Raw genomic sequence first — 12,868 nt, forward strand, 5'->3', positions numbered from 1 at the left:
TTCTCCCTGTTTTTTTGCATTTTCCTTCTATAATATATAAGCATCATGTGAATATTGTCTATGCCCATCTAGGCAAAATCTGTGGATAATGTGGATAAATCCGTGGATAACCCTATATTTTCATCTTGACAAACGCTTATCAACTACATTTTGTGCTTTTATCCCCAGATTTATGCCTAAATCTTGTGGATATCCCCAAGCCGACCCATAATGTTACAAAATCCTACTTTTTCCACAGGGAAAATGGGAATTTTATTAAGTTTGCATTGTAGTAACGGACATCACCGGATACTTCCTGTCCCAGCCAGGCCGGACGTGAAAACTCCGCATCCTCTGCCGGCAGTTCGATTTCTGCCACTACCAGCCCCTGATTTTCGCCCGCGAAAACATCCACTTCCCAAATGAATTCTCCCTGCTGTTCCAAATAGCGGGTCTTGACGAGAATGGGCTGCTCGGCCAGCTGCAGCATTTCCTCTGCATCCTGCCGGGGGATTTCATATTCATACTCTGCCCGACTGACCCCCACATTCTTTCCCTTGATGGTCAGATACCCTTTCTCTCCCTTTATCCGCACCCGCACCGTACGCTCCGGCACTGTGGACAAATAACCCTGAGCTATTTTTATGCCTGCGCTTTGCGGCTGCCAGCTGTCTTTCACCAAAAATTTCCGTTCAATTTCCTTTGCCATGAACCTAAGCCTCCTTTACTCTCTATATTGTAACATTTTTTCCACTGAACCCTCGCTTTTTTCAGATTTGTTTGTTATACTTAATTAGTTTATAATAAACATGTGTTACAATGAGTAAGAATCCATAACAATTTTGAAGAAAAGAAGGTATGATTTTTGCAAACTTCCAATATTCCTCCTCGCAAGGCAAAGAAGAAACGCCGTATCTGGCCTTGGGTGCTGATGGTACTGGTGTTTATCTCCGCAGCTTTGGCTGGTGCTTACTACGCCAGCAACAGTCTGCTGGAAAAACCTGTGGAAAAGAAACAGAGTGAAGAACTGATTACCGCCAAAGACAAGGCCACCATTATGATTATGGGTGTGGACGAACGTGACGATGATGTGGGCCGCAGCGACACGCTGATGATTGCTTCCATCGACCCCAAGACCAATCAGGCCTCCCTGCTCTCCGTTCCCCGCGACACCCGCGTGAAAATCAAGGGCCATGGCTTTGACAAAGTCAACGCTGCCTATGCCTATGGCAAGGAAAAACTCTCTCAGGACACAGTAGAAAACCTGCTGGGCGTAAATATTGACCATTACATCATCATCAATACCAAGTCATTTAAGAAAATTATTGATGCCATTGGTGGCATTGATATTGATGTGCCCAAACGCATGCACTACGAAGACCCTTGGGATGATGACGGCGGTCTTATCATCGACTTCCAGCCCGGTATGCAGCATATGGATGGCGCAAAAGCCGTAACCTATGTGCGCTACCGCGACGAAGAAGGGGATTTGGGCCGTATCCGCCGCCAGCAGGATTTTATGCGCGCCTGCATGGATAAGATTGTTTCCCCGGCCATTATTCCGAAACTGCCTTCCGTTATCAAGGAAGTCATGGATTCCATCCAGACGGATTTGACCTTCCGCCAGCTGCTGGAATTTGCCGGTACGCTGAAGCAGTCCAAGGAAAACGGCCTTAAAACCGATATGGTGCCGGGCAGACCGCTCTACATCGATGGCATCAGCTATTGGATTCCGAACCTCAACAAGCTCCGTATGACGGTTGCTGACACTCTTGGCGTCTCCCTCAGCGGCAAGTACAAGACCAAAATGGAAGCCGACATCCGCGAGTATGAGAACAGCATTCCGGCCAGCGCCAGCGAAGTTCCTGCAAGCGATACCTCCATTGGCAAAGCCAGACCTTCCGATAGCAGCAAGAACCGCCGCCGAGAGGAAAAAGCCGATAAAAATAAACGCAGTGAAGACAAAAATATAGACCGGGAGGAACGCACCCGCAACAGCGAAGAACGGGGCAACCGTGAAGAAACTTCCCGCTCCGACCGCCGTCAAAGTACTCCCAGCACCGATAACAGCGGCGATTCCTCAGTACCGACCCCCAGCACTGGGGTAAGTAAAACCCGTTAATTTCATACTAAGTTCGTAATACAAATAGGCTGCTGCACGTAATGCAACGTGCAGCAGCCTATTTTGATTTCATCCAAATACCAATATAAATAATTGCACACAACAAGAACAACGAACCACCCAATAATCCAATAATTAACTTCAATAACTTTTTATCATCTTCATTGCATTCCTTCATTTTACTAACCAATACAGACGTAATTGCAAAAAACTCCGACCAAAGTATTAAAGCACCTTTGTTTACGCCATCATATGTTGTATTAACCGGCCAAAAAAGCCCAATTAGACACGATATGCAAAATAATCCTAGCGACAACATAATTACTTTTTGATGGAGTTTATTCCAACAATATACAGCTAAGCCTACAAATAATACCAAAAGACATCCCCAAAGTAAGTTCGCGTTTATATATTCATCCATTACTTTGACCAATGTCATCAACGAAATCGAAAAACACACTATAGGCTTGCTTATTTTCAAATTGGTCATTTCCTAATGCTGCTTCCTTTCCCCATGAAATACACTTATCAAAACGCATATAAGGCTATCCCACAGAAACACAGTAAAACTACTGTATTTATACCAGCCGCTATTCTCATAAACTTCTTTTTCCCTGCATCTGACTCCCGCCTGCTTTTCCACACAACAAAAACATTTATCCCCATTATCATAAAAGCAACACTGCCTATAAGCGATAGATAACGTATATCCTCAGAATACTGTCCTAGGGTCACTGGAATAAAACAAGAAATCGCAAAGACCAGCATCAGCACAATACAGTCCTGATGTTCCTTTTTCCAATAATAACCCCCTAAAAGGAGACTAGCTGCTCCCATTACCACCAGTATCATATCGTTATTGCCAAAGGAACGATTCAGTATTTTCCCCAGCGCCAGGCCAATCAAGGCAATTATAAATGCTTTATAGTCCATTTTCCTCATTCTTAATATCTCCTCACAAAACAATCTAAGATTTAAGTGCTAATAAAGCATATCCACCAGCACAAAGCAAAAATATAACGCCTCCTAACGACATCATGATGAACTTCAATATTTTTCGCCCATTTTCATCACTCTCTTTCATCCCCTTTATCAGCAACAATGAAATTGAGATGAACAAAAGCAAAAACATCGTCACAAACTTAAAATAATTTTCAAATACGCTGGTACTACTCCAAACCAAGGGAACAGCAAACATAAGCGCCATAAAAGAAAAGGATAATACCACCAACTTGTTACGTGTTTTTTCCCAGCAATACATATTCAAAATGACAAAAAACAACGTGCAAAAAGCATAAATATAGTCATAGGGGATATAATCATGCAACAATCGTGTCAACATAATTAAGATTATTGATAAGCATACTAAATTTTTATTGATTACCATTACGATTCCACCCAAATCTCTAAATTATTACTACAATGCTCACTTCGATATCATAGCGCAGCTTTTTTAGAAGAATTTAAGAATCTCATTATAATTTGATTAAACATTGTTTATAGCGTATAACTATTGTATCAATTAATATTTTATATTTGTCTTTTCTTAGAATCTGGTTATAATGAAGTATATTACAGTTTTATGTGATTAACGGAATAATTTATCTAAAATCTGTAAACTGTAACATAACATACAGAACTAGCTTGAACCTGGAGCTAAAATATGGACCATATTCGGAAAGGAAGTTTGAACGATATATGAGCAATGTAAATGAGCAGGCTTTGCAGCTGCATAAAAAACATCTGGGCAAGCTGGCGGTGGCCAGCAAGGTGCCTTTGGAATCTGCCGAGGATTTGACTTTGGCCTATACCCCCGGCGTGGCCGCCCCCTGTCTGGCCATCAAAGAGGACAAGCGCAAGGCCTATGACTATACCAGCAAGGGCAATATGGTGGCGGTAGTCACCAACGGTACGGCTGTGCTGGGCTTAGGCAATATCGGCGCACAGGCGGGTATGCCCGTAATGGAGGGCAAGGCAATCCTCTTTAAGGGCTTTGCAGGCGTAGATGCCGTGCCTATCGGTTTGGACACGCAAGAGCCTATGGAGGTCATCAAGGCCGTTCAGCTGATGGCACCAAGTTTTGGCGGCATCAATCTGGAGGACATCAAAGCGCCCCAGTGCTTTGATATTGAACGGGAACTGAAAAAGACTTTGGACATCCCCGTATTCCACGACGACCAACACGGTACCGCTATTGTGGTGGTTTCCGCTTTGATTAATGCCTTCAAGATAGTGGGCAAGGATTTTGCCACGGCTAAATTCGTGGTCAATGGTGCCGGTGCTGCCGGACAGGCCATTACACGGCTGATTCACAGTGCGGGTGGCCGCAATATCATACTCTGTGACTCCCGTGGGGCCATTTACAAAGGGCGTCCCAACGGCATGAACCCTTACAAGGAAGATATTGCCAAGATTACCAATCCCAGCCATGAGGCAGGCCCTCTGAACGCCGTCATCCGCAAAGCTGATGTATTTATCGGCGTATCCGTTGCAGGCTGTGTCACGCAGGATATGGTGCGTACCATGGCGCCGAATGCTATCGTCATGGGCATGGCCAACCCCGAACCGGAAATACTGCCGCATCTGGCAAAAGAAGCCGGAGCAAGAATCGTCTGCACAGGCCGCTCCGACTTCCCCAATCAGGTCAATAACCTGCTGGCCTTCCCCGGCATCTTCCGCGGCGCTCTGGACGTACAGGCCAGCACCATCAACGAGGAAATGAAGATGGCCGCCGCAAAAGCCATCGCCTCCCTGATTAAGCCGGAAGAATTGGACGAAAACCATATCATCGCCAGCCCCTTTAATCCTGAAGTAGCACCTACCGTTGCCGCAGCCGTAGCAAAGGCCGCTCGCAAAACTGGCGTAGCCCGCAATTGGGAGATGACACCGGAAATGGTGGCAGAACATACAAGAGAATTGTTGAAAAAGTAAAGTACAAAAATGCCGATAAAAACAACAGCATTGTATTGTTGTTTTTATCGGCATTTTCTATATTTGCTTTCATAAAAATAGGAGCCGCTAGGCGACTCCTATCCGAATTCGAGAATAGGCGGGGTGACATTCCCGCATCTCCTAATCAGGGTTCCCCCTTCCGGCGACGGCTGCCCGTTCCGTCCTCTGCTTCTCTTCTTACTATCATTCTAGTTCATATTACTTACTTTGTCAAATCCTTTAATGTACCTTTGCGTATGAAATTCCGTACACGGTTGGCACTTAATACATACAACGAACGCGCATAATATCGACCTTTCAACGAAATTCGTACTGCTACTTTGACAAATTCATCATTAGTTCGCTTATATTCACGTACGTACTCTATTGAATCATCTTTGGGATTTTTACCAACATATTCTGGCTGATTTAATATATCAGCTATAACATCTCCATACTCATCATAATCAGCGAAGTGTCGCTGCTTCATGTGCTTAATATTACTTTCACCCAAATATATCGGTGTATTTTCGGTAATATCCAAACCTAATGCATCAATAACTTTCTTACTTATATGAGCAATAGGTTTCATTTTAGTCTTCCTTCTGCTCCAGAGTAGCCATGGAAGCTACCTTATCATTTTCTGCCGTGGTCATGAGCTTTACGCCCTGCGTATTACGGCTGATAACAGAGATATCGGATACGTTGGTGCGGATTACGATACCGTCGGTGGTAATCAGCATGAGTTCGTGTTCGGGACGAACCACCTTAATGCCTACCACGCAGCCGGTTTTTTCCGTGACCTTCATGTTGATGAGGCCCTTGCCGCCGCGGGTCTGCGCGCGGTATTCTTCGGTGCTGGTACGTTTGCCGTAGCCAGATTCCGTAACGGTCAGGACTTCGGCGTTGCGCACGAGGATATCCATGCCTACAACTTCGTCACCGTCCGCCAGGCTGATACCCTTTACGCCGCGGGCCATACGGCCCATAGCGCGCACATCATCCTCGGAGAAGGCAATGGCCTTACCGAGTTTAGTGCCCAGCATCAGATAGCTTTCGCCATCGGTGAATTTAACGCCCATGAGGTCATCATCATCATCGAGGTTGATGGCGTTGAGGCCGTTCTTGCGCAGGTTGCTGAACTCGGACAAGGACGTCTTCTTCACGATCCCCTTGCGGGTAGCCATGAAGAGGTATCTATCCGGGTCAAAGCCCTTGACTTGAATAACAGCCGTAATCTTTTCGCCCTGGTCAAGCTGCAGCAGGTTGATAATCGCCGTGCCCTTGGCCGTACGGCTGGATTCGGCAATCTCGTAAGCCTTGAGGCTGTAGACGCGGCCGCGGGTCGTAAAGAACAGGATGGTGTGGTGGGTTGTGGTAATGAGCAGGTTTTCCACAAAATCCGTTTCCTTCGTGCCCATGCCCTTGATGCCCTTGCCACCGCGATTCTGACGGCGGTAGGTGTCCAGTGGCATACGCTTGATGTAATTGTTATGGGTCAAAGTGATGACCACATCTTCTTCGGCGATGAGGTCTTCCACATCGATTTCAGAAGTATCAATCGTGAGCTTCGTGCGGCGTTCGTCACCGTACTTGGCCTTTACAGCCGTCAGCTCTTCCTTGATAATGGCCAGGATTTTCTGATTATCAGCGAGGATGGCCTTGAATTCTTCGATGGCCTTCAATGTTTCCTGATATTCTTCCTCAATCTTTTCCCGTTCCAGACCGGTCAGGCGCTGGAGACGGAGGTCGAGGATTGCCTGTGCCTGCTTGTCAGACAGCTTGAATCCCGACATCAAAGCCTCTTTGGCGATTTCAGCCGTGCGACTTTCACGGATGGTGGTAATTACCGCATCCAGATGGTCGAGAGCAATGGTCAAGCCTTCCAAAATATGAGCACGGGCTTCAGCCTTTTTCAAATCGTACTGCGTCCGGCGGGTAATGACTTCTTCCTGATGCTTGATGTAGTAATGAAGCACCTGCTTGAGGTTCAGAACCTGCGGCTTGCCATCTACCAGAGCCAGCATGATAACACCGAAGCTTTCCTGGAGCTGGGTGTGCTTAAAGAGCTGGTTCAGGATAACATTGGCATTGGCATCACGGCGCAGGTCGATAACGATGTGCATACCGTTGCGGTCCGATTCATCCCGCAGGTCGGTGATGCCTTCAATCTGCTTGTCACGCACCAGCTGGGCGATTTTTTCAATCAAACGAGCCTTGTTGACCTGATACGGAAGTTCCGTAACCACGATGCGTGGCTTGCCGTTGCTCATGGTTTCGATATGGGCATTGGCCCGCATCTTGATGATACCGCGGCCTGTGGTATATGCTTGACGGATGCCTTCCTTGCCCAGAATCAAACCAGCCGTCGGGAAGTCCGGCCCCTTGATGGCCGTCATGAGTTCCTCGATAGTGGTATCCGGGTTGTCAATGAGCATCAGTGTGCCGTCAATAACCTCACTCATGTTGTGTGGCGGGATATTGGTAGCCATACCTACGGCAATACCGGAAGTACCATTGACCAACAACTGGGGGAATTTAGCCGGCAATACGGAAGGTTCCTTCAAGGACTCATCATAGTTCGGCGTGAAATCCACCGTTTCCTTGTCGATATCCTGCAGCATCAGCTCGGAAATCTTGGACATACGGACTTCCGTATAACGCATTGCAGCGGCCGGGTCACCATCTACGGAACCAAAGTTGCCGTGACCGTCAGCCAGCATGTAGCGCATGGAGAAATCCTGCGCCATGCGGACGATTGCATCATAAACGGAGCTATCACCATGCGGGTGATATTTACCCAAAACTTCGCCGACGATACGCGCCGACTTCTTGTAGGGCTTGCCTGAGCCCATGCCTGCTTCCTGCATGGCGTAGAGGATACGGCGATGTACCGGCTTCAAACCGTCCCGCACATCCGGCAGAGCACGAGCCACGATAACGCTCATCGCATAGTCGATGTAGCAGTTCTTCATCTCATGTTCCAGATTGACGGGGACAATTTTTCCCTGTTCAAACTCCACAATCTCACCTCAAAATCTATTTCTTACATAACCAATTAGCTAAAAATCAACACTTTATTATATCATTTCTACGCCCAAAAAGCAAAAAGCCAAGCTCTTGCCTGGCTTTGTCTGTTGTAGTTTTTCTTTGTTATTTGTCAATAATCTGACTGTAAATATACCCCTCTCTAACCCCCGAATCACTATAGGTTATCCAGTGGCTCTGAAATCTTCTTGCCAGCACATTGGCGATAACCAGCCCCGGGATAATGGTCTGAATCCTCTCAGGCACGGAGCGCATCAGCGCCACCGCCATTTCCTGGGTCATTCCCAAATCGCCGATAAACGTGCCGATAATGGAACGGATGTTTTTCGTTTCCAAACGACGGTTGACGGCCGGAAGATTGAAGAGTTCATTATTCAGGGCACATGCCCCTTTGAATGTCCCTCCAATGCCTACGATTTCTGCCTCGCAGATATTGCAGAAATCAGCTGCGGCCCCAACGGTAGCTTCCGCCTCGCCATACATTTCCAGACATTCATTCATAGTCGGCAGGATAGAACTCACATACTTCTTGGCAAAGCCCAATGAGCCAATCGGCAGGCTGGTCTTGTACTGAATCTGCCGATTGCGGTAAGTCACGATTTCCGTACTGCCGCCGCCAATATCAATCAGAAGTCCGGAGGCATTATTGAGGCTGTGGGTGGCACCGATAAAATCAAGGGTAGCTTCCTCGTCACCACTGATGACCCGAATCTTTATCCCTGTGCGTTTCTCGATTTCGCCCACCGCCTGCCGGCTGTTTTTGGCATTGCGCAAAGCCGCTGTGGTAAAAGCATCCACCTGCGTAATGTTGAAACACTGCAAAATCTTCTTGTATTCCTGCAGTGTCTCAACTGCTTTGTCTATGCCTTCCGGCTGCATAATCCCGTCTTCCACATAGGAGGCCAGCCCCACTGTCGCCTTACGCTTCATCAGCTGTTCAAAATGGCCGCCCTCAATGAGATAGACCGCCATCCGAATGGTATTGGAGCCAATATCGATTATCCCGTGCAGCATAGGCACTCTCCTCAGACTCAACGCTTCAAACCACTGCCCGTCATAGGAATAACTACCTTGTAGTTATCCGGTTTCCCCTTGGCAAAGAATTTCTCGGCGCCAGCCAAAGCTGCTGCCGAAGTCATCTCCACATACACACCCTTGGAACCCAGATACTTCTTGGCCTTGAGGATTTCCGCATCCTCTACCGTCACCACATCTCCGCCAGTCTGCTTCAGAATTTCCAGCATGGTGGTGATGCGTTTTGGCCGTTCAATGCGAATAGCATGAGCAATGGTTGTTTTCTTCGGCTGTTCGTCCACGACCTTGAAGGCTTCGTAGAGCGGCGCACACTTGGAACTCTGCACTGCCACAAAATGCGGCAGGCGGCCTAATTCCATGAAGCCCTGATACAAGCCGATCATCATGGTGCCGTTGCCCACGGGCATAAAGATGTATTCCGGAATCCTATCGCCCAGCTGTTTGTAGATTTCCTTGGCCATGGGGCGCATTCCCTCAAAGAACAACGGATTATAAACATGGGAAGCATAGTAAGCATCCCCCAGATTCTTCTTCACGGCTGCGCAGGTGCTCATGCGGCCATTCGGTACTTTGACGATATTGGCACCATAGGCCTCAATCTGCTTGCTCATTTCCGGCGAAATATCGTCCGGTACATAAACCGTACATTCAATGCCGGCAGCGGCTGCATAAGCAGCAATCGAAGCCCCGGCGTTGCCTGCTGAATCCAAAGCAATTTTCTTGATGCCCAAGTGATTGATTTCATTAATCAGCGCATGAGCACCTCTGTCCTTAAAGGAACCAGTTGGCTGCAGATTTTCCAATTTCAGCAGCACTTCCAGTTTCCCCACCTTCAACGGCAGTAAGGGCGTCTCCACTTCCCCCAGTGTAATATCATTATGCACTTCGTCCATTTTATCCTTATGCAAACGGAACATTCCCCCGCACTCACAGATATAGGAGTGCGTGTTCAGCGGATATGGTTTCTTACATTTCTCACAATAAAAATACATGATGGCCCCTCCCCAGAAAATGCTTAAATATTTGCTGTATCGTATAGTTGTATACTAATATAATATATTCGTCAAAGATTCTCAAAACCCTCTTTGCTGCCGCTATTTCCATAAATTTACATAAATTGCATTTTTTCTATTGAAATCATATAGCAAGTGTTGTATTATAAAGGAGGGAGAACAACGATATCTAGTATATCGTTGTAGGCAGAAGGTATAGAGGCGGCAAAAGCGGGAACGTTCGGTAGTTCCCGCTTTTGTATTGCCCTTTGAAAATAAGGATGTGTGATATGGAAAACAAAATTTATGCACTGATGGGCGCGCAAGCATCCGGCAGAGCCACTATGGCCACCCAGCTGGAGGCTATGGGGATTCATTATATCCCTGCTTACACCACTCAGGAGTTCAGTAACCACAAACGCACCCGCTACAACTTATCCCGGGAGAATCTCTATAAAACCGTTACCCCGGAAGAATTTGCCCAGATGGATTTTGTGGTGGAATTCACCCACAAGGGCTATAGTTATGGCTACCGCAAGGACGATATCTTAAATTCCCTGCGGGATCATACCATCAGCGTGATTATCTTAGAAATCACGGGTCTCAAGCCCATGAGCAAACTCATCAAGAAACGACTGGAAACCATATTCCTGATGGTGGATTATGTAACCTTGGTAGACCGGCTTCTGCGTATGGGCTATACCAATGACGAAATCAAATACCACCTGCAATACGCAGAGAATAACAAGGAATTCGATTTGTGGAAAGTCTGCAGCCACATCATCCGCAATACCTGTGATAAATCCACGGCGCTGATTCAGCTGATGGCTATTATGGGGCTGACCAGACCACTAGCACAGGAAGAATTCGATAAACTGATAAAATAACATCATACATAAAAGGAGCGGTATAACCTATTCTTTCGCGCCAGCTTGTCAAGCGCTACAGAAAAGGTTATACCGCTCCTTTAAGTTACAAAGAAAATGTTATCTGCCGGCAGCCTGGGCACGCAGGCGGGCGATACGGTCGCTGGTATCCGGATGCGTACTGAAAAGTCTGCTCATGGTCGAGCCAATCCCGCTGAAGGGATTGATGATGAACATATGGGCCGTAGCCGGGGTGGCATCGCTCATCTGGCGGCCATTCAAGGCATAATACTCGATTTTTTCGAGGGCATCTGCCAGATAGTTGGCGTTGCCACAGATTTCGGCACCATCATGGTCGGCTTCATACTCGCGGGAACGGGAAATCGCCATCTGAATCAGGCTGGCAGCCAGTGGCGCAAGAAAGACCATCAAGAGGGCAGCAATCGGATTGCCGCCTTCATCATCATCACTGCGGCCGCCGAAGAAGGCAAAGAACTGTGCCGTATAGGTAATGACCGTAGCCATCATCGCTGCAATCGTGCCCGTCAGGATATCGCGGTTCTTTACATGGGCCAGTTCATGTCCCAATACGCCGGACAGCTCGTTATAATCCAAGGCCCGCATAATTCCCGTCGTTACCGCTACCGCAGCATGGGACGGATTGCGGCCGGTCGCAAAGGCATTCGGCGTATCCTCGTTAATGATGTAAACTCTGGGCATAGGCAACTCAGCATTAGCGGCCAGATTCTCCACCAGCCCATAGAGCTGCGGTGCTTCCTCCCGGCTGACTTCGCGGGCATTGTACATCTTGAGCACCACGGAATCACTGAACCAGTAGGAAAAGAAATTCATGCCCAAAGAAATCATGAGCATAACCATCATGCCGCCCTTGCCGCCTACAAGACCGCCGATGAAAATCATAATGGCGCCCAACAGCACCATCAGCATTAAGGTCTTCAAATTATTCATTATCCGTCACTCCCAACTTTACTTCTTTCGCATAGCGTCTGTTCAAATAATAACCGATGCCCAAAACAATCGCCACAAAACCAATCTTCATTGCCAGGGCATAGGGTTCAAAATACATGCCCAGGCCTTTATCCGCCGTCATGAGTTCTGCCGCCGTCCAGCCAAGGATAGCCGCGCCGCCATAGATAAGGGCAGGCACCTTTTGCATGAGCTTGAGGAAAATCTGTGCCCCAAAGAGCACGATGGGGATAGAGATTAACAGACCGCAGATGATAAGGCTCCACTTGCCTTCCGGCACCGTATTGGCCACACCTGCCAGCGACAGGATATTGTCGATACTCATGATGAAATCGGCAATCAGAATCGTGCGTACCGCTGCGCCAAAGCTGGCCGGAGCCTCGCCTTCCTCGTTATTTTCCTTATGATCCGTCAACAATTTCACGGCAATATAGAGAAGTGCCGCCCCGCCGATAAATTCGATATAGGGTGCCGCCAGCACACTGGTGGCAAAAAGCGTACATACAATGCGGATAAACACGGCACCGAAACCGCCGATAAAGATGGCCTTTTTCTTATTGTGCTCCGGCAGATTCTTACAGGCCAGTGCAATCAGAATCGCATTATCGCCGGATAACAGAATATCCAGCAACAGAATACCTGATAACGCCGCAAACCATTCGGGACTAAACATCCCTGCAAATAAAGATTCCATCACAGCTAATCAAACTCCTTTTTCACGCAAAAATAAATACCAAAAAGACCTCGCCCTACACGCCGCCCGCAGGCCACCTGTAAGACAAGGTCTTGCTTACTAAATTATAGCCGGCCATACCGGGTGCGATGCACCGTATTGACGATATCTGACCGTTCAGCTACTCCCCTTGTATGGGATTTATGCTATTACTATATCATAAAAAATCGGAAAG

At 47.5% G+C, this 12,868-nt stretch carries 14 protein-coding genes; 3 read left to right on the plus strand and 11 right to left on the minus strand.

Annotation, left to right across the window (positions count from 1 at the left end; all coding sequences use genetic code 11):
- Positions 1 to 223 precede the first annotated feature (223 nt).
- Positions 224 to 688, minus strand: coding sequence for a CYTH domain-containing protein (locus tag T320_RS05455; protein ID WP_037353752.1), 465 nt, complete (start codon positions 686 to 688; stop codon positions 224 to 226).
- A gap of 156 nt (positions 689 to 844) precedes the next feature.
- Here T320_RS05455 and T320_RS05460 point away from each other — a divergent pair, with 156 nt between their 5' ends.
- Positions 845 to 2,101 (plus strand): LCP family protein, encoded by a 1,257-nt coding sequence (locus T320_RS05460; RefSeq protein WP_037353753.1) that lies wholly within the window; start codon positions 845 to 847, stop codon positions 2,099 to 2,101.
- Positions 2,102 to 2,159: 58 nt separating this feature from the next.
- Here the strand turns inward: T320_RS05460 and T320_RS14820 are convergent, their stop codons facing one another.
- The 4 genes from T320_RS14820 to T320_RS05475 are packed head-to-tail and all read right to left on the minus strand — an operon-like array spanning position 2,160 to position 3,488.
- The gene (locus T320_RS14820; RefSeq protein ID WP_197019380.1) at positions 2,160 to 2,522 is read right to left on the minus strand and encodes a hypothetical protein; all 363 of its coding nucleotides are present in this window, start codon (positions 2,520 to 2,522) and stop codon (positions 2,160 to 2,162) included.
- The gene (locus tag T320_RS15055; RefSeq protein WP_255327082.1) at positions 2,515 to 2,640 is read right to left on the minus strand and encodes a hypothetical protein; all 126 of its coding nucleotides are present in this window, start codon (positions 2,638 to 2,640) and stop codon (positions 2,515 to 2,517) included. The genes T320_RS14820 and T320_RS15055 overlap by 8 nt, the downstream gene beginning before the upstream one ends.
- Positions 2,630 to 3,043 (minus strand): hypothetical protein, encoded by a 414-nt coding sequence (locus T320_RS05470; RefSeq protein WP_037353758.1) that lies wholly within the window; start codon positions 3,041 to 3,043, stop codon positions 2,630 to 2,632. The genes T320_RS15055 and T320_RS05470 overlap by 11 nt, the downstream gene beginning before the upstream one ends.
- 25 nt (positions 3,044 to 3,068) lie before the next feature.
- The gene (locus T320_RS05475; RefSeq protein WP_037353763.1) at positions 3,069 to 3,488 is read right to left on the minus strand and encodes a hypothetical protein; all 420 of its coding nucleotides are present in this window, start codon (positions 3,486 to 3,488) and stop codon (positions 3,069 to 3,071) included.
- Positions 3,489 to 3,799: 311 nt separating this feature from the next.
- Here T320_RS05475 and T320_RS05480 point away from each other — a divergent pair, with 311 nt between their 5' ends.
- Positions 3,800 to 5,032: an NAD(P)-dependent malic enzyme gene (locus tag T320_RS05480; protein WP_037353768.1), complete on the plus strand. Its 1,233-nt coding sequence runs from the start codon at positions 3,800 to 3,802 to the stop codon at positions 5,030 to 5,032.
- 223 nt (positions 5,033 to 5,255) lie between these two features.
- Here the strand turns inward: T320_RS05480 and T320_RS05485 are convergent, their stop codons facing one another.
- From T320_RS05485 to T320_RS05500, 4 genes are all read right to left on the minus strand, one after another.
- Positions 5,256 to 5,624 carry a PBECR3 domain-containing polyvalent protein gene (locus T320_RS05485; RefSeq protein WP_037353771.1) on the minus strand — a complete coding sequence of 123 codons (369 nt, stop codon included), beginning with the start codon at positions 5,622 to 5,624 and terminating at the stop codon, positions 5,256 to 5,258.
- A 1-nt stretch (position 5,625) separates the two neighbouring features.
- Complete coding sequence (gene gyrA / locus T320_RS05490) at positions 5,626 to 8,055, minus strand: DNA gyrase subunit A (RefSeq protein WP_026759618.1); 2,430 nt, start codon at positions 8,053 to 8,055, stop codon at positions 5,626 to 5,628.
- A gap of 130 nt (positions 8,056 to 8,185) precedes the next feature.
- Positions 8,186 to 9,094, minus strand: a complete 909-nt coding sequence (locus T320_RS05495; RefSeq protein WP_026759617.1) for a Ppx/GppA phosphatase family protein — start codon at positions 9,092 to 9,094, stop codon at positions 8,186 to 8,188.
- Positions 9,095 to 9,111: 17 nt separating this feature from the next.
- A complete protein-coding gene (locus T320_RS05500; protein ID WP_026759616.1) occupies positions 9,112 to 10,107 on the minus strand; it encodes a pyridoxal-phosphate dependent enzyme in 996 nt (331 codons plus the stop codon).
- Between the two features lie 290 nt (positions 10,108 to 10,397).
- Between T320_RS05500 and T320_RS05505 the strand changes: the two genes are divergently transcribed.
- The gene (locus tag T320_RS05505) at positions 10,398 to 10,994 is read left to right on the plus strand and encodes a hypothetical protein (RefSeq protein WP_026759615.1); all 597 of its coding nucleotides are present in this window, start codon (positions 10,398 to 10,400) and stop codon (positions 10,992 to 10,994) included.
- Positions 10,995 to 11,093: 99 nt separating this feature from the next.
- On the opposite strand, the gene htpX is transcribed toward T320_RS05505, so the two are convergent.
- Together htpX and T320_RS05515 are read right to left on the minus strand one after the other, a co-directional pair.
- A complete protein-coding gene (htpX, locus tag T320_RS05510) occupies positions 11,094 to 11,942 on the minus strand; it encodes a zinc metalloprotease HtpX (RefSeq protein ID WP_037353774.1) in 849 nt (282 codons plus the stop codon).
- Positions 11,935 to 12,654: a TerC family protein gene (locus T320_RS05515; RefSeq protein ID WP_037353784.1), complete on the minus strand. Its 720-nt coding sequence runs from the start codon at positions 12,652 to 12,654 to the stop codon at positions 11,935 to 11,937. The genes htpX and T320_RS05515 overlap by 8 nt, the downstream gene beginning before the upstream one ends.
- Between the last annotated feature and the right edge of the window lie 214 nt (positions 12,655 to 12,868).

Source organism: Selenomonas sp. FC4001 (assembly GCF_000701565.1).
Taxonomy (GTDB): domain Bacteria; phylum Bacillota; class Negativicutes; order Selenomonadales; family Selenomonadaceae; genus Selenomonas_A; species Selenomonas_A ruminantium_B.

Excerpts from the sequence above, each read along its gene's own strand:
- T320_RS15055 (WP_255327082.1), bottom strand. The coding sequence starts at position 2,640 with ATGCGTTTTGATAAGTGTATTTCATGGGGAAAGGAAGCAGCATTAGGA.
- T320_RS05515 (WP_037353784.1), bottom strand. The coding sequence starts at position 12,654 with ATGGAATCTTTATTTGCAGGGATGTTTAGTCCCGAATGGTTTGCGGCG.
- htpX (WP_037353774.1), bottom strand. The coding sequence starts at position 11,942 with ATGAATAATTTGAAGACCTTAATGCTGATGGTGCTGTTGGGCGCCATT.
- T320_RS05500 (WP_026759616.1), bottom strand. The coding sequence starts at position 10,107 with ATGTATTTTTATTGTGAGAAATGTAAGAAACCATATCCGCTGAACACG.
- T320_RS05480 (WP_037353768.1), top strand. The coding sequence starts at position 3,800 with ATGAGCAATGTAAATGAGCAGGCTTTGCAGCTGCATAAAAAACATCTG.
- T320_RS05505 (WP_026759615.1), top strand. The coding sequence starts at position 10,398 with ATGGAAAACAAAATTTATGCACTGATGGGCGCGCAAGCATCCGGCAGA.
- T320_RS05455 (WP_037353752.1), bottom strand. The coding sequence starts at position 688 with ATGGCAAAGGAAATTGAACGGAAATTTTTGGTGAAAGACAGCTGGCAG.
- T320_RS05475 (WP_037353763.1), bottom strand. The coding sequence starts at position 3,488 with ATGGTAATCAATAAAAATTTAGTATGCTTATCAATAATCTTAATTATG.
- T320_RS05495 (WP_026759617.1), bottom strand. The coding sequence starts at position 9,094 with ATGCTGCACGGGATAATCGATATTGGCTCCAATACCATTCGGATGGCG.
- T320_RS05470 (WP_037353758.1), bottom strand. The coding sequence starts at position 3,043 with ATGAGGAAAATGGACTATAAAGCATTTATAATTGCCTTGATTGGCCTG.
- T320_RS14820 (WP_197019380.1), bottom strand. The coding sequence starts at position 2,522 with ATGGATGAATATATAAACGCGAACTTACTTTGGGGATGTCTTTTGGTA.
- T320_RS05485 (WP_037353771.1), bottom strand. The coding sequence starts at position 5,624 with ATGAAACCTATTGCTCATATAAGTAAGAAAGTTATTGATGCATTAGGT.